18 protein-coding genes are annotated in these 23,712 nt (G+C 49.4%); 10 read left to right on the top strand and 8 right to left on the bottom strand.

Annotated features, from left to right (window positions below; translation table 11 throughout):
- The 3 genes from IE064_RS15215 to IE064_RS15205 are packed head-to-tail and all read right to left on the bottom strand — an operon-like array spanning position 1 to position 1,868.
- Positions 1-318: an STAS domain-containing protein gene (locus tag IE064_RS15215; RefSeq protein ID WP_189618598.1), complete on the bottom strand. Its 318-nt coding sequence runs from the start codon at positions 316-318 to the stop codon at positions 1-3.
- An 11-nt stretch (positions 319-329) separates the two neighbouring features.
- Entirely contained in the window at positions 330-698 is a 369-nt protein-coding gene (locus IE064_RS15210; RefSeq protein ID WP_189618597.1) for a response regulator, read from the bottom strand.
- Positions 699-728: 30 nt separating this feature from the next.
- Positions 729-1,868: a methyl-accepting chemotaxis protein gene (locus IE064_RS15205; RefSeq protein WP_229800090.1), complete on the bottom strand. Its 1,140-nt coding sequence runs from the start codon at positions 1,866-1,868 to the stop codon at positions 729-731.
- 977 nt (positions 1,869-2,845) lie between these two features.
- On the opposite strand from IE064_RS15205, the gene IE064_RS15200 reads away from it, so the two are divergent.
- Both IE064_RS15200 and IE064_RS15195 read left to right on the top strand, forming a co-directional pair.
- A complete protein-coding gene (locus IE064_RS15200) occupies positions 2,846-3,619 on the top strand; it encodes an ATP-binding protein (RefSeq protein WP_189618595.1) in 774 nt (257 codons plus the stop codon).
- Positions 3,609-4,319, top strand: a complete 711-nt coding sequence (locus IE064_RS15195; RefSeq protein ID WP_189618594.1) for a response regulator transcription factor — start codon at positions 3,609-3,611, stop codon at positions 4,317-4,319. Before IE064_RS15200 ends, IE064_RS15195 begins: the two co-directional genes overlap by 11 nt.
- A 174-nt stretch (positions 4,320-4,493) precedes the next feature.
- On the opposite strand, the gene IE064_RS15190 is transcribed toward IE064_RS15195, so the two are convergent.
- The gene (locus tag IE064_RS15190; protein ID WP_189618593.1) at positions 4,494-5,702 is read right to left on the bottom strand and encodes an MFS transporter; all 1,209 of its coding nucleotides are present in this window, start codon (positions 5,700-5,702) and stop codon (positions 4,494-4,496) included.
- A 445-nt stretch (positions 5,703-6,147) separates the two neighbouring features.
- On the opposite strand from IE064_RS15190, the gene IE064_RS15185 reads away from it, so the two are divergent.
- The 4 genes from IE064_RS15185 to IE064_RS15170 all read left to right on the top strand — a co-directional run bounded on the left by IE064_RS15185 (position 6,148) and on the right by IE064_RS15170 (position 11,394).
- Complete coding sequence (locus IE064_RS15185; protein ID WP_189618592.1) at positions 6,148-7,446, top strand: cytochrome c; 1,299 nt, start codon at positions 6,148-6,150, stop codon at positions 7,444-7,446.
- 20 nt (positions 7,447-7,466) lie between these two features.
- Complete coding sequence (locus IE064_RS15180; RefSeq protein WP_133037420.1) at positions 7,467-7,949, top strand: (2Fe-2S)-binding protein; 483 nt, start codon at positions 7,467-7,469, stop codon at positions 7,947-7,949.
- Entirely contained in the window at positions 7,933-10,236 is a 2,304-nt protein-coding gene (locus IE064_RS15175; RefSeq protein WP_189618591.1) for a xanthine dehydrogenase family protein molybdopterin-binding subunit, read from the top strand. The genes IE064_RS15180 and IE064_RS15175 overlap by 17 nt, the downstream gene beginning before the upstream one ends.
- 102 nt (positions 10,237-10,338) lie before the next feature.
- Entirely contained in the window at positions 10,339-11,394 is a 1,056-nt protein-coding gene (locus IE064_RS15170; protein ID WP_189618590.1) for an XdhC family protein, read from the top strand.
- A gap of 12 nt (positions 11,395-11,406) precedes the next feature.
- Here the strand turns inward: IE064_RS15170 and IE064_RS15165 are convergent, their stop codons facing one another.
- Positions 11,407-11,991: a nucleotidyltransferase family protein gene (locus IE064_RS15165; protein WP_189618589.1), complete on the bottom strand. Its 585-nt coding sequence runs from the start codon at positions 11,989-11,991 to the stop codon at positions 11,407-11,409.
- A 688-nt stretch (positions 11,992-12,679) separates the two neighbouring features.
- On the opposite strand from IE064_RS15165, the gene IE064_RS15160 reads away from it, so the two are divergent.
- Positions 12,680-12,940, top strand: coding sequence for a hypothetical protein (locus IE064_RS15160; RefSeq protein WP_189618610.1), 261 nt, complete (start codon positions 12,680-12,682; stop codon positions 12,938-12,940).
- Positions 12,941-12,975: 35 nt separating this feature from the next.
- Here the strand turns inward: IE064_RS15160 and IE064_RS15155 are convergent, their stop codons facing one another.
- On the bottom strand, positions 12,976-14,190 hold the full coding sequence (locus IE064_RS15155; RefSeq protein ID WP_189618588.1) for a M24 family metallopeptidase: 1,215 nt from the start codon (positions 14,188-14,190) through the stop codon (positions 12,976-12,978).
- Between the two features lie 70 nt (positions 14,191-14,260).
- The gene (locus IE064_RS15150) at positions 14,261-16,609 is read right to left on the bottom strand and encodes a glycoside hydrolase family 127 protein (RefSeq protein ID WP_189618587.1); all 2,349 of its coding nucleotides are present in this window, start codon (positions 16,607-16,609) and stop codon (positions 14,261-14,263) included.
- 157 nt (positions 16,610-16,766) lie between these two features.
- Between IE064_RS15150 and IE064_RS15145 the strand changes: the two genes are divergently transcribed.
- The 3 genes from IE064_RS15145 to IE064_RS15135 all read left to right on the top strand — a co-directional run bounded on the left by IE064_RS15145 (position 16,767) and on the right by IE064_RS15135 (position 21,950).
- Entirely contained in the window at positions 16,767-18,524 is a 1,758-nt protein-coding gene (locus IE064_RS15145; protein ID WP_229800088.1) for a DUF885 domain-containing protein, read from the top strand.
- Positions 18,525-18,926: 402 nt separating this feature from the next.
- Positions 18,927-19,271 (top strand): hypothetical protein, encoded by a 345-nt coding sequence (locus IE064_RS15140; protein WP_189618585.1) that lies wholly within the window; start codon positions 18,927-18,929, stop codon positions 19,269-19,271.
- 357 nt (positions 19,272-19,628) lie between these two features.
- Positions 19,629-21,950 (top strand): NB-ARC domain-containing protein, encoded by a 2,322-nt coding sequence (locus IE064_RS15135; RefSeq protein WP_189618584.1) that lies wholly within the window; start codon positions 19,629-19,631, stop codon positions 21,948-21,950.
- 190 nt (positions 21,951-22,140) lie between these two features.
- Here the strand turns inward: IE064_RS15135 and IE064_RS15130 are convergent, their stop codons facing one another.
- Entirely contained in the window at positions 22,141-23,424 is a 1,284-nt protein-coding gene (locus IE064_RS15130) for a hypothetical protein (protein ID WP_189618583.1), read from the bottom strand.
- Between the last annotated feature and the right edge of the window lie 288 nt (positions 23,425-23,712).

The following is a 23,712-nucleotide window of genomic DNA, read 5'->3' as shown; positions in this document are numbered from 1 at the left end:
TTACGCATCACCTGCCAGCAACACGGGGTCGTCAAACCAATCTAGCAACCCCAGTAGACTGAACAGCGATATCACTGCATCGCTATGATTGACCAGCGTCAGTTTTTTCCCTGCCTGCAACCTTTCCCGTCGCGCCAGCATCAGCAACTGGGCACCGCTGCTGTCAATGTCAGTAACCTCTTTCAGATCAACAACCAGCAATGCATCGGTCGCCAGCAACGGCAAGAATGCCTGGGCTAACTCAGCAATGTGGTAAATGGTCATTTCGCCTTGAGGACTGACAGATTCGATACCTGCCTCAGTTATATGTTGCAGCATAATAAATAACCTCAGGGCATGATCAATTTACCAACCGCCGCCAGCAGTTGCTGTGGCACAAACGGCTTGACCACCCACGCCTTGGCACCGGCGGCCCGCCCTTCCTCTTTCTTGGCGCTTTCAGATTCAGTAGTGAGCATAATGACTGGTGTAAAACGGGTATCAGGGCGAGCCTTGAGTTCCTTCAGCAAAGTGATGCCATCCATATTGGGCATGTTGACATCGCTGATAACAAGATGAATGCGGTTACCATTAAGTTTGCTGAGCGCATCTTTACCGTCACAGGCTTGAATCGTGTCATAACCAGCACCATTGAGGGTCATGCTGACTACTTGTCGGATAGAAGCGGAGTCATCGACGATTAAAACTGTCTTTCCCATAACGCGTCCCTTTGCTATTTGAAGTTCTAATTAGAAAAACGTGATATCACTGGACTGCTGTTGTCGCTGTGGCCCCCCGCCATGAATGTGGTGTTGTTCAATCATGGTGTAGCGCTGCTTCATCTGCTCCAACCATTGGTTAACATCAAGGCTGGCGAATTGGGACTCACTAAAATCTTCCATCATGGACAACAGCTCTTCTAGATTGCTACGGATATTCTGTAACACTTGACTGACCCGGTCCTGAAATTGCAGCTCGACAATCACGCCCGCAATGGCATCCCCTACCGCGGAGGTATCGTCACGTAACTGTTGAGATTGGTGTTCTAACTGACCGACAATATCGGTGAATTGGTTAATCACTTCATCAATACAACGTTCGGTACTGGCTATCTGGCGCTCTTCTCGCTCGGCAGCGTCCTGCGCCGCCGTGAGCGCAGCTTCGATGGCACTATTCACCGTCTGCACTTTGCCTGTCATGCTGGTGGCTATCTCTTGCGAACGTATCGACAAACTGCGCACTTCATCCGCCACCACAGAAAATCCGCGACCAGAATCGCCTGCACGAGCGGCTTCAATAGCGGCATTCAGTGCCAGTAAGTTGGTTTTGTTAGCAATGGAAACCACATCTGCCGCCATCTTGCTCAGTTCTGAAGTGTAGGTTTCCAGATTACGCATCTGCACTAACATCTCTTTACGCCCCTGCTGGGTATCGCGCAAAGCTTCCACTGCGGCAGACAATTCCGCACCACTTTGTTTGATCACCTCAACCACCTCACGGCCACCGCTGCCTTTTTGCACAGCGGTCAAAGATGCTGCGTGATTCAACCTGTCTGCCAGTTGATCAAACAGTCCTGAGAGTCCCGTTACCGCATCAGTTAAGTGAGTATCGGCATAACCGATATGTCCCAGCCAGATAGGGGCAGATTTTTGCAACAACTGCCGTAAGCGGCCTTCACTTGTAGGCTCTGCCGTACCAGCAATATCCGGTTCCAAATGTGTTTTAGCCAAAGCCAACTGCTGGGTCAGCCCTTGCTGCGCCCACCAGGCTGCCATCAAGGCAGTCAGAGCCCCAGCAAAGGAAACCAGAATGAGGGTCGTCGTTGTCATATCGCTGAAGGCTAATATCAGCGTCATCACAAACACGGGCAATAAAGCTGTTAAGGTCATCCTTTTCAATAACATGATCTGCCGTAATAAGTTAATAAATCAGAAAAAACTGCGCGTCTATTGAGTATTGCACAACATTTTCAGATCACAACGTAACCACAGCCAAAACTAGAAATATGAATAAAATTATTTAAAAAACAGATAATTAAAATGTAAAAACCAAAATAAGTTAATTATTGTCGACGCCAACCAGAAACGCAAAGCAACACGGCCAATTGCAGCGATTTGCTCGGCGTCATAAGGTCATAGCAAAGCAGCCATCGAAGACAAAACGGCTGTAAACAACGGCAGATGTACCGGCGTAAAAAGCCAGAGCACTCAGCTTGTACAGTATATTGTTGTTTGGATTTTTAAGGACGGGAATGGGATGAAATGAGACAGTTTTCCGCAACGCCTCAGCAGTTTTACGTAAAGCCGCTGACTGACCGCCGTTGCAGAATTAGCCAAAGCCGCAAGTGCAAAAGAAACCAGGAGTTCAAGCCAACACTTAGCGCAACTTGCACAGCGGTTAAGTGCCATGGTGCAGAAGTTTAAGCTTTAACGACCTTGAACATACCCGATATCAGCCTAGGGCCTGCGTAATGTTGTCTCCGGCTGTTGCACCCCTCAAATATACTCACACAACCTCTCGGTTCGAACTTTCACATAAGCTTTACCTGTCAGCGGCATGCTTACCGTCTCAGACACTCGCTATACCGTACAGCAAGGCCCAAGTGGCAACATTTTGCCGTTATGCGGCAAATCCTTGCACACTGCAGACAGGTTCACATGCGCAAAGCCCCGTTATATTAGCGCCAACATCACGCCCTGAGCTGGTACGTGATTTGCTATCAAAAAACATATACATATAAAAAATATACAAATTTATCGATTATTGCCCAGTAGAAACCACGCTATTGTCGGTATGAACGGAGACGCTCAATGGCAATCTACCACGGCTGTCGCTATTGCCATGAAACCCTTATGTGATGAGTTAAATGCGACCACCTATAACAGAACAGCTTTTGCGGCAAACGGGGAACTCACTCGCTGACCTAACCGAGGATTCACAGTCGCAATTCGCGGCCACGAGCGGCGTTGCCGCTACAAAAGATATGTATCTAGAGATGCGTAAGCTGATACATGATTTAAAACTACCACTGACCTTGGTCAACGGTGAACTGGAAGCTATTGAAGATGGGGTTCGCGCCTGGACACCAGAAACCACTCGCACCTTGCTATCGGAAATTGAACAACTCAAAAGTATGCTGACGGCAATGATGCCGTGTGAGCACGTTGCGCCCAACGAGAGCACAGCTACCGAGATCTCCTGCTTGCTTATGGCACATCTGCGTGTGCTTAGCGAGCAAACTACACTTAGCATCACTCATAGTGTATGCCCTGATATCAGCATCAATATTCAGCCTTGGGCCTTCAAGCGCATCCTCGATAACCTCAGCAGCAATACCGTAAAATATACTTACCATCCTGGATGTCTGCATGTGTCACTCACCCGACAACAGCAAAAGGTGTTACTACTTTGGCAAGATTCTGCGCCAGCCCCCACCACCGAAGAACTGTATTTGTTGGGCAAACAGGGATATCGAGCAGAACTCACTGACCATGAGATGACTCAGGGAAGCGGCACTGGCCTGGCAAACGTGACGGCATTGGTTAGTCAAGCAAATGGGGAAATCAGCTTCCAGCACAACGGCTTTGGTGGACTAACCGTTGCGATTAAATTTCCGCTGACGAGTCTATATGGCGGCTAATTACCATATTCTTTTAATAGAAGACGAATACCAAATCGCTGCCTTGTTACGCGACTATTTTCTGCATAGCGGCATGCGCTTTACTCATGTCGCTGATGGCAAAGATGCCATGGCGGTATTCACTCGTGATGCGTTTGATCTGGTAGTGTTAGACATTGCCTTGCCCCATATATCAGGGATTGAGATCTGTCGTGAAATCCGCCGCATGTCTACAGTGCCAGTCATTATTCTAAGCGCCCTGAGTGCTGAAACAGAGCGTCTGCTCGGACAACAGTTGGAAGCCGATGACTATCTTGGCAAACCCTTTAGCCCACGCGAAGTCGTTGCTAAGGCCCAGGCACTATTGCGCCGCAGTAACAGAAAATGGTTATCGACCAAGGCCGATGTCACCCCGGTCTGTTTAACCCTGGACGCCACAAGATACGAGGTCTGTCTGCAACACCACACGGTGACCTTGACTAGGATTGAATTTTCGCTGTTTCATCTGCTCACGACGCATCCTGGGCGGATCTATTCACGCGGACAACTTATGACCACGATGTACGGCGATCAACGGATTGTATCTGAACGCACTATTGATAGTCATATCAAGAAATTACGCAATAAACTCAAATTGCTGAACACAGACGAGATGATTGAATCGAGTTATGGCGTAGGCTACAGATACGTCGGTATGAAAGTAAGTGTTTATACGGGATAAATATTGGTCGACTCAAGTAACGACTGAAGCGCCATACTCGCGCCTGAAACGGTGTACCTAAAAATGCAATATCAAGTGCAGTGGACCTTCTCTACCAGGAGCAGCCCCCTTGGCAAACAACACAACGGCGCTCAGGTATATACATACTCGCCCAGATCTGTGGCCTAACCGCTATCAGCAGGCGCCAGGATCTGCAGGTAACTGCGCTCGATACCGCAACTGCATACGACTGACAAACCACATCACAAAACCGCCGCCAAACAATGCCGCAGCGACATAGCCAGTGGTATTGGCGGCGTAGCCATTGGCGAGCACCAGACTGCCAGCTAACGGACCGATGGCATTGGCGCTGTTAAAGGCACATTGGAGTAAAGCACCGATAACCGCATGCCCGCCCTTTGCCACCCGCATTAGCATGGCCTGGATCACCGTGGTTAAACCAAGGCTGGCACCGAGCAGAAATACCACACCGTATAGGAAACATAAATTGCTGGCTGCTCGCACATATATCAGCGCCAGCACCAGACAATAGATCAACGCAATACCGGTGACGCGAGCAACGACTCGATCCCTCACCTGACCAAACAGCCAGTTACCCACAGTAGAACCGATACCAAAAATAATCATGGCAATGGAGATGTTAAAAGCAGGCACCTGAGTAACATCCAGCATGGTATCGGCAAGATAGGTATAGAGACAAAACACCCCACCAAATCCAATCACCGCAATACCGACGATAGGCCAGATCAACGGATTTTTCAGTACGGCTAAATCATTACGCAGCCCTTGGCTATCAGTGTCGAGCGAAGGCAAAACGCGCCACAATAACACGCAAGTTAGCAGCGCCAATAACGACACCAGCAGCAACGACCAGCGCCAACTGCAATGTTGTGCCAACAAAGTTGCCATTGGAACCCCTACAATCGTAGCGACCGTCAAGCCCGCAAATACCCGTGACATATACAAGGTGCTACGACCTTCGGGGGCCAGCTTGGCACCAAACAGTAGCGCAGTACCAAAATAGGCACCGTGAGGGATCCCGCTTAAGAAGCGAAACAGCACAATTTGCTCAAATGAAGCAGCGGCCGCACTGAGGCCATTGAAGACAAAAATCATCATGGCAAACAGGATTAATGCTATGCGCCGATCCAGTTTAGGCGTCAGCACCATTAACAACGGTGCCCCTACCACCACGCCAGCGGCGTAAGCACTGATGATGTGTCCAGATTGTGCAGCGGATACCGCAAAACTATCAGCCACCAGCGGCAACATTGGCATCACCGAAAACTCTGTCAACCCCAGAGTGAAGGTCCCCATTGCCAGCGCTAAAAGGATCAGCACCAACTGTTTTCTGGATGCAATGTGTGTACTGCCTGAGTTCATCTGAGCTCCCATACATCGGGCCTTAAAAAGAAGTAAAACCAAAAGAGACTAAGTTGTGATTTCCGCCGTTTTGCCTAGCGACGGCAGATCTCCGCTAGCAAGCTGCTAACAGTCATCAGCGCCATCGTTATTCAGGCGCCGTATATTAGTCGACCTTAACCAAGTAATCCAGTCAACTATAAAGCCGAATACCACGATTGCCGGATAAATCTCCGCCAGTTGCGGCCGCGTTAACATAAAGACTTACCCGCAAAAAGGGTTTTGTATTACACTAGAACCGATTTGTTATCCAGATCACAGGAATAGCAGAAAACACTACATTAAGCACGTCTTAATGTAGCGATAAGGATAAGTAAGTTAATAAATATAATGTATTAATTTAAAAGGGATTTTGAGGTGTTTCACCCCACCCTTTCATCATCCACTAATTGTGAGGCAATGTGATATGCGTAAGCGCATCATTTATAGCATTTGTGGTGTGGTGGTTGCCGGACTGGTGTTGTTCGGTATCTACGCCTGGCACCCGGAAATTGCACCTGTAACGCCACCCGCCAAGGATCAATTCCCGGCAGCAACCGTGGCTCACGGTAAAGTGCTGGCGGCGGCGGGTTATTGTAGTACCTGCCACACGGCGCCGGGAGGGCAGGAATACGCCGGTAACTATCAGATGAATACCGATTTCGGTACCATCTACTCCAGCAACATTACCCCCGATCCGGAAACTGGTATTGGTAATTGGTCTGAAGCCGCCTTTATCCGTGCCATGCGCACCGGGGTTAGCCGTGATGGCCATCATCTGTTACCCGCCTTCCCGTTTGAGCATTTCAACAAGATGACTGATGACGATATCAAGGCAATCTATGCCTATATCATGTCATCTGTTCCTGCAGTTAAGCAGCAGAAACAAGCCAACGGTATTCCATTCCCCTTGAATATTCGCTTCTTGCAAGCTGGCTGGAAAATGTTGTTTGCAGATACCTCAGCATTCGAGAAACAGTCAGATAAATCTGATGAATGGAATCGTGGCGCTTATTTGGCAGAAGGGATTGCCCACTGCGGTGCCTGCCATACTCCGCGTAATGCATTAGGTGGCGAAAAATACAGTCACATGTATGAAGGTGCCGCTATTGATGGTTGGATTGCCCCATCACTGACCGCATCGAGTAAGTCACCATTACCTTGGCGCCAGCAGGATTTTTACGAATATCTGCGTACCGGAAATTCACTCTTCCACGGCAGTGCAGCTGGGCCGATGGCACCCGTGGTACATCATGGTCTGGCGGCATTGTCAGATGACGATATCAAGGCGCTGAGTGTCTACTTTGGCGATCTGGCGGGTAACAACAATGAAGATCCTGCCACCAGTCCCAAATTACAAGCCGCAATAGCGGCCCAGCATCCAATGCCGGACGCCCGCATCAATCAAGGTGCGCGCCTGTACGCAACAGCTTGCGCATCTTGTCATTTCAGCGGCAGCAAACTGAGAAAAGGCCGGCCGTTACTGGCGTTGGGCAGTGCAACCCATCTTAACGATCCAACCAATCTAGTGAATGTGATGCTTGACGGTGTCAGAAGCGACCAAGGGATCCCCGGTGTCGTAATGCCGGCATTCCGCGATGCGCTAAGCGATGATGAAATCGCCGCTATTGCGGAATATCTGCGCCATAGTGCAGGTGAGCAACCTTGGCCGAATCTACAACAAAAAGTGGGTGAGATCCGTCATCAACCCCGGTTTGAGCATTAATTCACGGGAGAAGTGAGCAAATGGCTAAATTTATTTTAAATGGTAAGCCAGTGGTGGCTGACGTTGATGCAGATACCCCTCTGCTGTGGGTTATCCGTGACGAACTGGACATGACTGGTACTAAATTCGGTTGTGGTATTGGGACTTGTGGTGCCTGTACCGTCCATGTCGGCGGCAGGGCTACCCGTTCTTGTATCACGCCGGTATCGGCGGTAGAAGGTGCCAACATCACCACCATTGAAGGTCTTTCGGCAAATGGCGACCATCCGCTGCAAAAAGCTTGGCAGAAGCATCAGGTACCCCAGTGTGGTTATTGCCAGTCAGGTCAGATCATGCAAGCTGCCGCACTGCTGAAAGATATTCCAGAACCTTCAGATGCTGAAATCGATGCAGTGATGGGCGGTAATCTGTGTCGCTGTATGACCTACGTGCGTATCCGTGAAGCCATTCACGAAGCCGCAGATGCGCTGAAACAGGGGGCTAAAGATGATCAGGCTGTCTAATAAACGCGAAGCGGCAGGGATGACCCGCCGCGGCTTCCTCGTCGCCATGACCGCTGTGGGCGTCAGCTTCGGCTTTCCTCGTAGCGTGTTGGCGGCAATGGATCCAGCCACTGCCGATGGCAAGGTATTGCCAGATGAAGGTGCGTTGTACGAGCCATCACTGTGGTACTCCATCGATCAAGCCGGCAAAGTGAAAGTGAATATCATCCGTGCCGAAATGGGCCAGCATGTGGGAACCTCCATCGCCCGAATTCTGGCTGATGAACTGGAAGTCCCGTGGGAAAATGTAGAAATTGTCCACGTCGACAGCGCCAAAAAATGGGGGCTGATGGTCACCGGTGGTAGTTGGTCGGTCTCGCAGAGCTGGCCAGTATATCGTCAGGCTGGAGCCGCCGGGCGTACAGCACTGATTGAAGCCGCTGCCAAAAAATGGGGCGTGTCAGCAAACGCTTGTGAGGCGCACGCCGGTAAGGTGATCTCCGGTAATCGTGAAATCAGCTATGGCGAATTAGTCGCTATGGGGCTGACCCGCCAGTTTACTGAAAATGAACTAAAAGCACTGCCGCTGAAACCTAATGATGATCTGCAGTTGGTGGGGAAAGCGGTGACGTCGCTAGACATTGCCAACAAAACTAACGGTAAAGCCATTTTTGGTATTGATGCCAAAGTCGATGGGATGGTCTACGCCGCCCCGCTGCTGCCACCCACCCGTTATGGCGCCAAAGTCACCCAGATGGATGACAGCGCCGCCAAAAGCGTGAAAGGTTACCAGCAAACGTTGGTGCTGGACGATCCTAGCGGTACGGTTCCTGGTTGGGTGATGGTGATTGCTGACAGCTTCACGGCAGCACAGAAAGCCGCGGCAAAAGTGAAAGTCAGTTGGCAGGCCGGTGCCGCAGCTAAGGTATCAGAAGCCGATATTATCAATCATGGCCGTGAGCTGCTAAAAGACAGCAGCAAGGGTGCCATTCTCGATACCGGTGATACCAATACCGATGCTGTGTTTGCCAAGGCCGGCGACACTATCGAACACGAATATCTGACGGCCACTGTGCTGCATGCGCAGATGGAACCGCTGAACGCACTGGTATTTCGTAATCAAGATGGCATTTGGGAAATCCATTCCGGTTGTCAGTGGCAATCACTGACAACGCCGGTGTTGGCTAAAGCCCTTGGGGTCAGTGAAGATGAAATTACCATTCGGGCTTATCTGCTAGGTGGCGGTTTTGGCCGCCGTCTGAACGGCGATTACACAGTGCCAGCAGCGTTAGCATCCAAAGCGCTGGGCGGTAAGCCAGTCAAGATGCTGATGATGCGCCCGCAGGATCTGGCGTTTGACAGCCCACGCTCGGCCTCGGTACAGCAACTGAAAATGGCCTTTGATGAAAACAAAGGTGTAGTTGCCATGGAGCACCACGCCACTGCTGGCTGGCCAACAGAGGTGATGATCCCGGTATTTATGCCTAAAGGCATCAATGGGCAGCCGTATGACCCCTTCTCTATTGCGGGAGCCGATCACTGGTACAGCGTAGGAGCCCAAAAGGTTCGTGCCGTATCTAACGACCTGGCGAATGATTCCTTCCGTCCCGGTTGGTTACGTTCCGTTAGCCCGGGCTGGACCGGTTGGGCAGTAGAAAGCTTTATGGATGAAGCGGCACATCATGCAGGCAAAGATCCGCTGGAGTTCCGTCTGCAATTGTTGACCGCCGAAGGCCGTAACGCCGGGGCAGGTCCAATTGCCGCTGGGGGCGCCAGCCGTCAGGCCGCAGTATTGAAAAAAGCCGCGGCCATGATCGGTTGGGGCTCACCACAACCAGAAGGCACGGGGCTGGGGATTGCATCCACCTTTGGTCAGGAACGCGATATGCCGACTTGGGTCGCCGTTGCTGCACAAGTGCATGTAGATAAAGCCACCGGGCTGGTGGATGTGCAGAAGCTCTATGTCGCGGTGGATGCGGGGATTATTGTTGATCCTAATGGTGCGGAAGCTCAATGTCAGGGCGCGGCACTGTGGGGTTTGTCAATGGCGTTATATGAAGGAACCGAGTTGGTAAACGGTAAGTTCAAAGACGGCAACTTCGACACCTACACCCCGCTGCGTATTGGCCAAACGCCTGAGGTTAAAATTGAGTTTATGCCCAGCAAGATGGCACCTTCTGGCTTAGGGGAACCAGCGGTAACGCCAGTTGCCCCAGCGATCGCCAATGCTATCTATAACGCGGTAGGGGTGCGACTCAGAAAAATCCCGATGACACCGGATGATGTCAAAAACGCGCTGAAGGCATAAGTCTTAGACAGCAAAGCCCGATGCTGGTATCGGGCTTTATTTATTTCATCAATCGTTATGGTAAGCGGTTATTGTCGCTTATCCGCTGACAGGAACCGATGTATGTCGCAAACTTCCCAACCACTCGACGCTAAAGTCCTACAACAGGCCGTAGATTGGGCCAGAGATGAAGCCATCTGGTTATGCACTGTGTTGCACACTTGGGGTTCATCGCCACGGTCACCCGGTTCGTTGCTGGTCGCCCGCCATGATGGTCGGCATTGTGGCTCGTTGTCTGGCGGTTGTGTTGAAGAGCATTTTCTGAAACAGATCGCCGCTGGCCGCTGGCGCGAAGCCAGTCAGGTGGTACGTTATGGTGACGGTGAACTGGCCCCGGAAGTACGGCTGCCCTGCGGAGGTATTTTGGAGGTACTGGTCGAATACTTACCTGCCGGAACCACAACCGTCGACTATCTGCAGCAACAACTGCAAGCGGTCCAAGGCTATCAGTCCAGTGCCAAAAAACTCACGTTGCCCCACGCCTGTCACAGTATTGAACCGAGTAATTATGCCGGTAATACCGCTATCAGTTGCCAGTATCCAGATATTGACATTCGTATAGCGGCGGCCCCGTGTCTGCTGCTGGCAGGTTATTCACCTGTAGCTCATTACTGCGCTGAATTTGGGTATGCACTGGGTTTTGAAGTGTTATTGTGTGAGCCTCGCGCTGAACAGTTGCAAACGCTGGCAACCGAGTTGCCAAAAGGCACGCGACTAGTACCGACATTTCCGGCGAAATATCTGGAACAAAACGGCTGTCACGTTAACACCGCCATTGTGGCACTGACCCACGACCCACGCTTGGATGATCTGACTATGATGGAAGCGGTGAATACGCCAGCATTTTATATTGGTGCTATGGGTTCGGCCCGCAATTCCGGTAAACGCCGAGAGCGGCTAGTGCGCATCGGCGAACTGAGTGAAACAGAACTGGCACGCATCCATGCGCCCATTGGGCTGGCACTCGGCAGTAAAACACCCGCCGAAATTGCCCTGGCGATTATGGCCGATATTGTGCGGGTAAAAAATCTTGGTCAGCAAACATCAGCGCCCGTCGTACAAGGGACGCTGGATACACTGGAGAGCATCAGCGAAGATGCCGCTAGTTGCGCCATTTAATTTCTGCAGCGTTTAAGGATGTGGTAAATCCGCGTCCTTAATCACTCCTGCATGCCCCGGCAAGCGTTGCAACTGTTGCGGCGACAGTAATTGCCGTGCGCCCTGATCTCCATTTAGTGCCGATAATCCATCAAAATAGGCACGGCCAAATCCCACCGGATGACCGGGGATCTCCTGCCACATCAGACGCGCCTGAGCCGCGTCATCCACCAGCGCATTGGCAACTTTCAAGTAGTCAGCAGTGGTTAGCCACGCCATATCACCCGGCACAATTAGCCAACCACGCCAGTTGGCAGTGGCCCGCACGCCTGCCGCGATAGAATCACCACTACCATCACTGTCCAGCAGCGTTACAGTGGCCCCGTAGGTTTGCGCAAGGTCGATAATTGCCGACTCCTGTGGCCGGGTGACCAGATGCAGCGGTAACCCAGTGGCAGTTGCTGCTGCCAGAGTCAACGCCAATAAAGGCCTGTATTGTCCATTAGCGTCGGCATAGGGTGCCAGCAATTTATTGCCTTGGCCCCCGGCCGCTTGGAATCGTTGCCCTTTACCGGCCGCTAGCAGCAAAATGCCTGCGGTGTGTCGCTTATCTGTCATCTTGATGTCTCTTGGCGAGTCGCAAATCGTTGGATAGCGCCCGGCTATTTTTCTTCTGTCTCGGGGATAATACTAACGCTAACAGCTTTAGCTTGCAGCGATGGCGTGCGCCGTTTCAGTAAACGGGACACCAGTTGCCCACAGCTTGACAGCAACTCGGGGCTTGCGGGTAAGTCATATTCTTAGGTTTGTATCTTGGGCGCTTACGCCAGATGACGGTTATCTTCCGCAGCAATGTCATACATCAACAGCCCAATAATACGGGACTAAAATATCATCTGGGTGATTTTGCCTAGCGCTAGTCTGCGTATCAACGGGGTACGCCCCAACAAATCGGTCAATAATTATGCGATACCAGCACTTTAGAGCACTCAAAAGCACTCTATAGCACTTTGAATAGAGATTATTGTAGTGCACATCCAAAGCGTAACCCGCCGCTAACAGCTGCTGTCAAAGGGTTTCAGCGTTATTAAGGCAACATGTGCAGCCGTTTACCGTATCCATAGTGGCAGCTGCAATAAACTGCACCATCAAGCAGCTGATTACAGTGCGTTCGCCCAATTACCACACTGGTGCCATCTCGAAGAAAATGTTTCGCATCACAAAACCAAAGAAATTGGCAGCGCAAAAAGTCAAAAGTTATTGCATAATTGATAATAGTTATCATTTGCATAATAAGGAAGCCAACATGTCTAGAACCATCAACGTTGCCATCAGTGAGGCCAAGTTGGCAGAACTGATGTTAGCCGGGCATCTGTGTGCGGCTGAATTACAGTGTCTGGATCGGCAATCCAAACAGGCGTTGTGGCAGTTATGTCTGTGGAGTTGTGGCAAGCGCAGTCAGTGCGCGCAATGCCATAAAAATTGCGGGATGGCGGCAAAACTGCCGGATTTTGCCAATGAACTGGCAACGGCCATCGTTGCGCCAATAGCTAACAAAGGAAAATAACAGGCCAGCGTCCAGCCAGCCTGTCATGCGTTGACTTAACGGATACCGAACGGATCGTCGATGCTAACACTCGGCTGCGTAAACCACTCGGGGCCTTGCTCGCTCATATAAAAGTGATCTTCCAGACGTACACCAAATTCCCCAGGCACCACTATCATAGGTTCGTTAGAAAACACCATACCAGGTTCCAGCGGGATTGGATTGCCGCGCACCAGATAAGGTTGTTCATGAATATCCAGCCCCAGTCCGTGACCAGTACGATGGGGCAGCCCTGGCAGACAATAATCTGGCCCTAAACCATCCTGTTGCAGCGACGCCCGTGCCGCGTCATCGACGGCACCACATGGCAATCCCAGCTTGGCGGCAGCAAATGCGGCCAATTGTGCATTCTGCTCTGCCTGCCAAATCTGCCGTTGCCGCGCAGTTGCTTCGCCAAACACATAACTGCGGGTAATATCGGAATGGTAACCCTGTAACCGACAGCCGGTATCGATCAACACCATATCGCCAGTTTTGAGGATCTGCGGGTCTTTGACGCCATGGGGGAATGACGTCGCTTTGCCAAACAGCACAATGCAGAAATAGGAACCGGAAGCGCCTACTTTGCGATGCGCGGCCTCAATAAACTGCTCCACCTCAGTGGTGCTAATGCCTTCATGCAAAATACTGGCGGCGGCTTTGTGTACTTCCAGCGTCATTGCCATTGCCTGTTTGATCAAGGCGATCTCTGCCGCAGATTTGTGCATACGGCAGTGCGCAGTCACCACGCCACCGTTGACCAAACTCAGACCACCGGCAACTTTAGCAATGCCATCTGCCATAAAGAACGCGGTGGACTCATCCAAGGCCAGCTTACCAGAAACAATCCCCTGTTTTGCCAACACTCGCACCAGCAATTCATAAGGACTTTCATGCTCTTCCCAGCCATAAATGTCCCCCGCAAAAACCTGACGCTCACGGATGGTATCGATTTCAAAGGCGGGTGCCAGATAAATTAAGTCACCATTGGCGGGCAAAATTGCCCCCATCAGCCGTTCACTGGTGCCCCACTCCAGCGCAGTAAAATAGCGCAGGTTAGTACCAGCATTAAGATATAAGGCTTCAATCCCATGCTGCTGCATATATAGCTGCGCTTTATGCATCCGCGTTTGATACTCATCACGGCTGATCGCCACTGCCTCGGTGGTCATATTGTTGAGCGCTGCCAATGCCTGTTCGCGGGTCTTGCCGCCAATGCCATTGTCTGACATGAATTCTCCTTGCCTGAACACAGGCCTTAATAGCAAAGGCGGTCGCCGGAATTGCCGGGCAACCGCCAACTTATATTTCACTGGATTTAGGTTTCAACAACAGTACACCAAATACTGGACCAGCGGTATTCCCCGGCGCTGGTTCGAAACGTACGGTGATCTGCGATTTTCCCTGCGTTAGTCTTTGCGGAATAGCGTATTCCACCTCAAAAAACTCACCGGGTTTATCAAAGTTCAACTGCTGATTGGCAATGCGTTCGCCGTCCACCAAGATGTAAAACAAGCGTTTACGCTCTTCACCCCAATAACGGGCCTGCAGTTTCAGTGGGCCTTTGGCGGTTTTCATTTGAAATGAGAAAAAACCGCCAGTGCGGGCATCACGGCCATTACGACCGCGATAGACCACTGGATAACTGATCTCTGCGTCCAACTGATGATCACGCTCCGCCTGCATTTCACCAAGGTGCATAACATCCACGGAACGCTCAGCCAAGTCTTTGAGACGCGTCTGTTCCGCCGCATACGCCACTTCTTCCGCCGTCCACTGTGCATCGGTAAAGCGCTTGAAGTACACGGCGCTGCGACGATGATGATTGGCGTAAAAAGCTGAAAAGCTCATATCAGTTGGTTTGCCAATACCTTGGGTCTTATAGGTTGCCGGAGCACCAGGCAGCGGCACAAATCCCGCCAACAGATCATTGCCTGCTAATGCCGGAGCACTGCCGTCAAATAGCACCTCACTGGCGCCCAGGTCCGCCGCCAGCACCATCGGGCCACGCAATACTGCCACCACTTGTTCATTACCGGGCGTAGCTTCCAGTCGCAACGTCATTGGCAGCAGCAGTTGTAATTTATCGCCCGCTTGCCAACGGCGTGATAGGTAGGCATAGCCCTTGTCTTGCTCGGCGCTAACCGATTTACCATTGAGCAGGAGTTGCCAATCATCCCCGGCCCAACCAGGAATACGCAGTGCCAGGGTAAACGCACTTTCGGCCCGGTCGATGTTGATGCTAATGGCGCCGTCATAGGGATACTGCGTATCCAGCGTCAAAGCCGCTTGCTGTTGCTGCCAGTTGGCCGTTGAGGGAATATAAAGGTTAACAAACAAGGTGTCTTCGCTGTGCCACCAGATAGAATCGCCGTGTTTGGCATGACTCTCCATGCCGGAACCGTTACAACACCAGAAACTGTCAAACGGAGTCGAATACTCACGGGCGGCACCCGACATCAAGGGTGTCATATAAGTGACCATGCCAGATTCGGGGTCAAGCTGCGCCAGAATATGATTCAAATGCGCCCGCTCATAATAGTCAAAATACGCCGCATTGACGCCCCAACTGTATAAATGACGGGTCAATTTCAGCATGTTGTAGGTATTACAGGCTTCGCAGGTTTGCTCGGTAATATGGTTGGCGATGGCATCGGCATCGAAGAAATATTCACGGTCGGCATTGCCCCCAATCACATAAGAATGATGTTGAGTTACCGTTTCCCAGAAAAAACTTGCAGCGGTCTGGTCGCTAGCATTTCCCGTCAGTTCGTGCAGTCGTGCTAGGCCAATCAGTTTGGGGATCTGGGTATTGGCGTGGATATTCGGTAAATCGTCCTGGCGCTGGCTCAGCGGTGTCAGCACTTTTTTGTGGTACAGACGCTGAGCCAGTTTCAGCCAGCGCGGATCCTGAGTACGCGCATATAACTCGGCAAAACTCTCGTTAATGCCCCCATGTTCGCAATCTAATACTCGCTGCACTTGCTGCTCATCTAGGGCCGCAAATACGTCCTCAATATAACCACCCAGCTTCACGGCTATGGTCAATGCTTGGTCAATGCCGCAATATTGTTGCGCATCAAACAAACCGGCATACAGCTTGTGCCAGTTGTAAAAAGGCACCCAGCAACCGTTCAAATCAAATCCCGCTGACCGAATATCTCCGGCTTTGATTTCGGCAAAAATCTCTTTACCATCAACGATGGTTCTGTCTTTACGTTTACGGGAAAAACCTGCAACGTAGCCATCACCTTCGGCATTCTGCACTTCGGTCAACTCAGCCACAATATATTGCAGTCGCTGCTTAGCTTCAGGATTGCCAGTCTGCGCGTGCAATAATGCCAGTGCTGACATGTAGTGCCCTAATGTATGACCGGCTATGGTGTCACTTTCCCAGCCGCCGTATATTTCACCTTTGGGTTTGAGGCCGGCAAACAAACGGAAGTTATGTAGCAGACGATCAGGCTCCAATAACATGAGATAGCGGGTATTAGCCTCTAGCGCACGGTTGAAATCAGAAGGCAGCAATCGCACTGCCTGTAAAGGCAAAGGCTGTGCGGTAAGGGGCAGTGGGCGCTCAGGCAATGTCGTTTTTTGCGAGCTGGCGCAACCAGTTAGCGGAATGGCAGATAACGCAGCCAACGCTGACATACCTTGTAAAACCCGGCGTCTACTGGCTGATAAACACAGGTGGCACATATTGTTCTCCTGGATAGCAAATTCGCCCACAATGAACAAAGGCTTTTAATTTTCTTTTTTATAATGTATACGATATATGTATTTTTTAATCAACCCAAGGAGAAGGAACGTGGCAAAATTTGCAGTGGGCTCCCGTGCAGTGCTGCTGGCAGCCTGTGCATTGTTGCAGCCGGCATACAGCGCCGTGGCCGCCGATAGCAATCAACAATTTGAAAAAATCTATTCCAGCGAATGGCAATGGCGGCAAAGCCAAAACAGTGTTGATGAAGACAGCGATCTGGATGCCGTACCTTCTTCTTTGCCAGATGTCAGCCTTAAAACACAACAAGCACAACTCAAATACTGGCAAGATGTTGAGCAACAGCTTGATAAACTGGATAGCAAGCAGTTATCTGCCGCCAACAAAATCAATCTGGCAGTGTATAAGGAACAGATTGGCTCCTTGATGTCTGACATCATTAATAAAGTGTATGAACGGCCGCTATCTGGTGACACCTCGTTCTGGGGCGATCTCACCTATATGCCAGATCAGACCTTTCACACCGAGCAGGACTATCGTCACTATTTGCAGTGGCTGGCAGAGATGCCGCGCTACTTTCAGCAAAATATCGACAACATGCGTGCCGGCTTAAAACGTGGTTTTACCCTGCCGCAGATCACCCTGCAAGGGCGTGATGCTACGGCGGCATCAGTGGCCAATGCCGCCCCTGCGGACAATGTGTTCTTCAAACCCTTTACGAAAATGCCGGACACCATTCCGGCATCCGTCCAGGCTGAACTAAAGGCCGCTGGCCTCAAGGCCATGAGTGACTATGTTATCCCGGCGCATCAGCAGGTGCTGACCTTCCTGCGGCAAGAATATATTCCCGGTGCCGTCAAATCGCTTGCCGCCTATGACTTACCTAACGGCAAAGCTTTTTATAAGTCACAGATTGAGAAGTACACCACGCTGGATCTGAGCGCCGAGCAAATCCACCAAATTGGGCTCGATGAAGTTGCTAAAATTCGTGAGCGGATGCATCAGATCATGCAGCAAGTGGGCTTTAAAGGTGACTTAAAAGCTTTTCTGGATTTCCTGCGCACCGATCCGCAGTTCTACGTGAAAACCCCGCAAGCACTACTGGACCGCGCCGCTTGGATCGCCAAAGAGTTTGATGCGGTGGCTGGCGACTGGTTTGGCCGCCTGCCGCGTCGCCGCTTTGCCATTGTGCCAGTGCCTGATGACCTAGCTCCCTTCTACACTGGTGGCCGTGGCGGCCCAGGCATCTATTTGGTCAATACCTACAATCTGCCATCGCGGCCTTTGTACTCATTACCCGCGCTGACACTGCACGAATCTGCACCTGGGCACGCCTTCCAGATGCCGTTGGCCGCCGAGAACAAAGAGCTGCCAGAATTTCGCCGTAACTATTACATCTCCGCCTACGGCGAAGGCTGGGCGCTTTACTGCGAAAAACTTGGTGAAGATATGGGCATCTACCACACCCCTTACGAAATCTTCGGCATGTTGAGCTACCAGATGTGGCGCGCGGCAAGGTTGGTAGTAGACACCGGCATCCACGCCAAAGGCTGGAGCCGCAAACAAGCGCAGGACTTTATGCTGGATAACACCGCGCTGTCGGTGCATGAAGTGACCACAGAAGTAGACCGCTATATCGCTTGGCCGGGTCAGGCACTGTCCTACTATCTGGGCGAAATGGATATTGAGAAAAATCGCGCCAAAGCAGAAAAGGCCCTCGGTAGCAAGTTTGATATCCGCAATTTCCACGACACGGTACTGCAACTTGGTTCTGTGCCAATGAAAGTGCTGGATGCGCGTATCGAGCAATTCATCAAAGATGGTGGCCCGTCACCTTATCAGGACTAGGTAGCCAGCCGTTGACGGGTAACTCAATGCGGTAGGACATGGATGTCTCACCCTAGTTTTCCACGATTTACATTGCTTAATGCATAGTGTTAACGGTCTTCACAAATAATGTCACTCAGCGGTGCAGCTCGTGCGCTATCTCGCTGTTGTGAGCATTCATTTCCATATCAAGCCGTGAATGAGTGTACTCAAGTGGGCAAAGGAGGTGTTCGCCCATGGCGTCAGAATACCCCACCGCGCTATAAAATGTCGCAACCGGAAGCTGCACATTTGGCTAGACGCACCAACAAACCTTTTATAAAACAGATAAGCTCGCCAACACTTGAACGCAACAATTGACCCAATTTGGGTATTGAGACAAAGTACCTACACAGCACTGGAACCTTATCAACGGATAAATTCATGTCGATTGCAGCATGTGAATGTATGCAGCCAACTCTGTGGGATTGTGAACGTAAAGGCGTCTTTTTAGGTGTCGATATGACAAATAGTCGTTACGGCGATGTCTGGTTTTATCAATGCCCCATCTGCGCCAAAAACTGGCTGTTTTACCGAGTTGAATATCCTTCCTTTACGGGGTCTGGTCGTTGGTTTAGAACCATTATCCCCACTGAAAATAGTGAGCATATAAAGCCAGAGCAAGCGGAAGCACTCATGAATGCATCCTATTATCGCGTTGTAGGCGGCAGTTTTTACCAATCACCGGGAATAATCATCACAGCAAAAACAGAGTTACCCTTTGACTGAGTTTTGCCCCATTACGATTCAGCAGTGTGATTTTGGGTTAACTCTGAAACACAATGATTGACCATACTTTGGTAATGGAGCAAAGTTTATGCAAAATGAGTATGTTGCTTTCAGGCACACCTGAAATGTTAGCGTCGCTAGTGAAGCGAGCTTGCACGCAGCCACCGTAAGCCAACTGCAAGTGATGAACAAATTGGCGGAATACGGAGAGTTCAGATACAAGGAAGTCAAGTAGCCCATCATCATGCGCACCTTCTATGTAATCTGTCACTCACAAAACAAGCCAATACAACGGACACGGAAAATTGCGCAGTTGCGTTATGATCGTTAGCTGTGGCAAGGAATAGAGAGAGTAGAATGGCATTTAATCTTACAAGAATGACAATTTATGCACTTATTGCAGCGTTAGAAGAAGATCTACGCTTATTGGTGAAAGAGCATATAGACGATGAAGATCTCATAGATTCTGCTTTGATTTCTAGGGCTAAAAGTCGAATTGAAAAGGATATAGGTAGTCTATTTGGTGATTTAGATCTAAATGAAATTATTGACTATTTTGATCTTGGGGATACTTTTCAAACTATTAACACCAATAGGACCCACTTCCCTGAGCATATTTCAAGACTAATTAAAACATTAACCAAGAGTTTTGAAGATATAGTTTCTATTAGAAATAGAGTTATGCACATTCGCCCTCTAAATTTTGACGACTTACCTATAGTAAGTGAATTCTGTAAAAGACTGTTAGATTCCGAAACATCAGTCTCATGGGGTAGAGTTAGAGAAACTATTAATAAGCTTGATAATGACCCAAGCTTTGTGCTTTCTCTAGATATCGTTAATTACGACGACATCCAATCAATTAATCACAATCTACCAATACCTGATTTCGATGAAACTGGACTAATTGGTCGTGATAAGGAAGTAGAACACGTTAAACAGCTATGTTTAGGTGGATTTCCAGTTATATCTATTCTAGGTGAAGGTGGGGTTGGAAAATCGGCTCTGGCACTAAAAGTTGCGTATGAATTAATTGATAGTGACTCTCCCTTCGATGCTGTTGTTTGGGTTACATCGAAAACGACACAAATAACATTAAACGAAATAAAGGAAATTAAAGGAGCCATAGATAATTCTATTGGTGTAATTCAAGAAATTGGAAAGAATGTTGTTGGGAATAATTTTGACAGTAACAATCTTGAGGAAGTAATAGAATACTTATCAACGTTCAAAATAGCTCTATTCATTGATAATCTCGAAACCATTTTGGATGAGAACATTCGTCAATTCGTGGGGGCCCTGCCACAAGGTAGCAAAATTATAATCACATCTAGAATCGGGCTTGGAGCTTACGAATACCCTATAAAGCTGCATGGTATTGAAGAATCATATGCTTCTCAACTATTACGAACGGTTGCAAAAATTCGAGGTGTTAATACTCTGTCAAAGCTGCAGGAAAATGTTCTTCGTGGTTTTGTTAATCGAATGCACAGAAATCCAAGCTATATCAAATGGTTTGTAAGTTCAGTCCATACTGGTTTAAGCCCTGAAGCAGTGCTTCAAAATTCTGATGATTTCCTTGATTTTTGTATGTCCAACGTTTATGAGTATCTATCTTCTGATGCGCAAAAACTAACCCGTTCAATGCAGTGTGCACAAGGGTTAAAAGATATTCCAGAACTATCATATTTAAATGACTTTGAAGCTTTACAGACGCAAAAAGCTATTCAAGAGCTTATGGCTACAAATATGTTATCGCAATCATCCGTAGTAAAAGGGGCTAGTGTCAAAACAACATACCAATTGTCTGAGCTTGCTCGTGCTTATCTAGGAAAGCACCATAAACCATCACAAGCTTTTCAGAAGGAAATTAGAGAAAAAAGGAATAAGCTTAACTCTATTTTTGAAGATCAGATGAGTCGAAGAGCGGCCAATAAATACTCAACAAAAAATATTAAATTTAGAGATAAGTCTGACAGGGTTATTGCTAGAAAACTCTATGATGCTCAAAATCATATTATGAATTCCGAGCACCATCAAGCCTTTGAGGTTTTACAAGAGGCTCAGCGCTTGGCTCCTGATTATTTTGAAGTGGCTAGATTTATGGCATATTTTTATCAAATAAGTGGGAATTTTTCAGAGGCTAGAGAGCAATATGAGCTTGCGATTCTTCTCGCACCAAACACTTCTCAGCTGCATTATTGGTTCGGTAAATTCCTTCTTCACTCCGAAGAAAACGTCGAAGAGGCTGTTGAGCAATTCGAAAAAGCCCACAAGTTGGACGTGAATTCTACTGAGGTCTCACTAGCATTGGCTAGGGGATACTTATTTCAGCATGAATTTGATAAAACTCAAGAAATTCTAACGGAGATTTCTGAGGTTATTGGTGCAGCAGATGATCATCTTATTAAAATGTACGTTGATACTGAGGTTCAAGTTCTATATAGGCGGGCTGATGATTTCTCGAGGTCTGGTGACTTTGTGCATTCGATAGGTTTCCTGGAAAAAATGCAGTCAAAGTTCCAAAGCTTAGATGATAAGCATAAAGATAGGCACTTACGGAAGAAACTGACTAAGTGTAATTATACGCTTAGTAAAATACTAAAATCAGATAACGATGATTTAAAATCAAGAGCTTTTAAAGTACAGAGCTGGATTGATGAGGAATGCCTCAGCTAATCGGGTAGCTGGATGTATCTAGCCTCCCCACACACACCACCCTGTATGCGGCTCCGCACAGGGTGGTTCATCTAGAACTGCAGTGGTCAAGTAAAACTGGCCACAGGTTTCGAGCTTTTCCATACTTTTGGTAATCAGAAATGCTTTCATTAGTGCGAAACTCCTAACGCGAAAATGTCCCAATTGCAACTCAGCCAAATAACAGTGCGTTGACGCCACCAGCGGCGAGCCACATGGCTAACATATAGCGCCAGTTTTGCCGCAAAATAGTGCGGCTACTGGCGTTATAGCGACTCACCATCGACAAACCAACGCCTGACAATGGACTTACTGCGGTGGCGGTACCCCATACGGAGAGATACAAAAATGCCAGTTGGTTCATGTTACTCACTAACGGCATCAGTAAAGGCGCCACCAGCGACACGCTGACCACCGGATGCACCCCTATGAGTCCAGCGAGGATCATGATGGCGCTGATCCCCCAAAATAGTGTTGGTGTCAGATGCGTTGCTGAGAAACTAAATAGGGATGGATAACAGGCAATCATGGCTGCTACCCCGGTCGAAAATACACCCGCCGCCAAGAAGAGTGAAAACTGGCTGGCAACACCTGCCAGACGCTGCTCGACATAGTTCACCAGCACTTTGCGCCTGGGTCTGCCACGTAAAAATAGTAATGCTCCCAACGGCGCAATAACGCTAATAATGGTTAGAATATTGGTCTGTTCATACATGCTGTGCAGCGTCAGCACCACGATTGCCAGCAACCCGGGAATAACCAGACTATCGCGTTTCAGCGGGTAACCGCGAAACGCCTGCAGGTTGCCACGGCTAGCTTCGAAGTAAGTCAGCGCAAACATCAGCCCTGCCATTATCAGACCCGGCAGAAATGTGGACGTCCACTGTGCGCCGGGGGCATAGGTCATTGCTACCCCAAAAGCCACAAAGAAAGGCGACCAATAAGCTCCGGCACAAAAACCGCGCATCAGCACTCGAATTTGCTCATCGGTCAGCGGATTTTTGCGCGTCAAGCGATCTCCCACCACGAAGATAATCGACAGGTTAATCGCAGCACCTAAAAGATGGCATGAAAGAATGGTTGACCAGAAGCCCTTACGGCCCGTTGGTTGTGACTGATCTTCCTGTTCTGGATTGGTCAACGCCAAAAACGATACTGCTACAAACATGGATAACAGCGGCAGGTTACGGGTCGCGGCATTATAGAAATCCAGCCCAACGCCATGCAGCACGCCCCACGCCAACATCAACACGCCCAAGCCAAACAAAATAGCGGATTGCTTACGGGCTGAACGGCTGAGCGCACTCCAGCAATAACCGATTGCCAACCAGGATGCCAACGCAGGCAGATAAGGCGGCCAACCCAATGCCAACACCAACAGATACAAGCCCCAGGTGGCTAGTACCAACCACCCAGCCAATTGGCTATGGGACAAATGAGACGATAGCGCTGACATAGACCTTCCCGAACCCGGACAACTCTGGTCTGGTCACGCTACCAGCCAGGTACAAAACTGCTGCATTGTAACAGGTTTAATCCGCTGAATAACCGACGGAGATACAACAAATATGACGAATACACGCTTGATTGGCAGCAACATGTACTGTGGGAGAACAACATCAGTCAACACTGCTGTTTTGTTAAAAAACCTCATTTATTGCAGCGCAATTACTTCCACCATTCGCTAACGCTACTGAATAGTATTTTTTAATACGATAAAAATGTAACCGTCGACTCACGCCAA

The organism is Shewanella fodinae (assembly GCF_014651955.1).
In the GTDB taxonomy this organism is placed as follows: domain Bacteria; phylum Pseudomonadota; class Gammaproteobacteria; order Enterobacterales; family Shewanellaceae; genus Shewanella; species Shewanella fodinae.
This window is presented reverse-complemented; position numbering and strand designations above follow the sequence as displayed.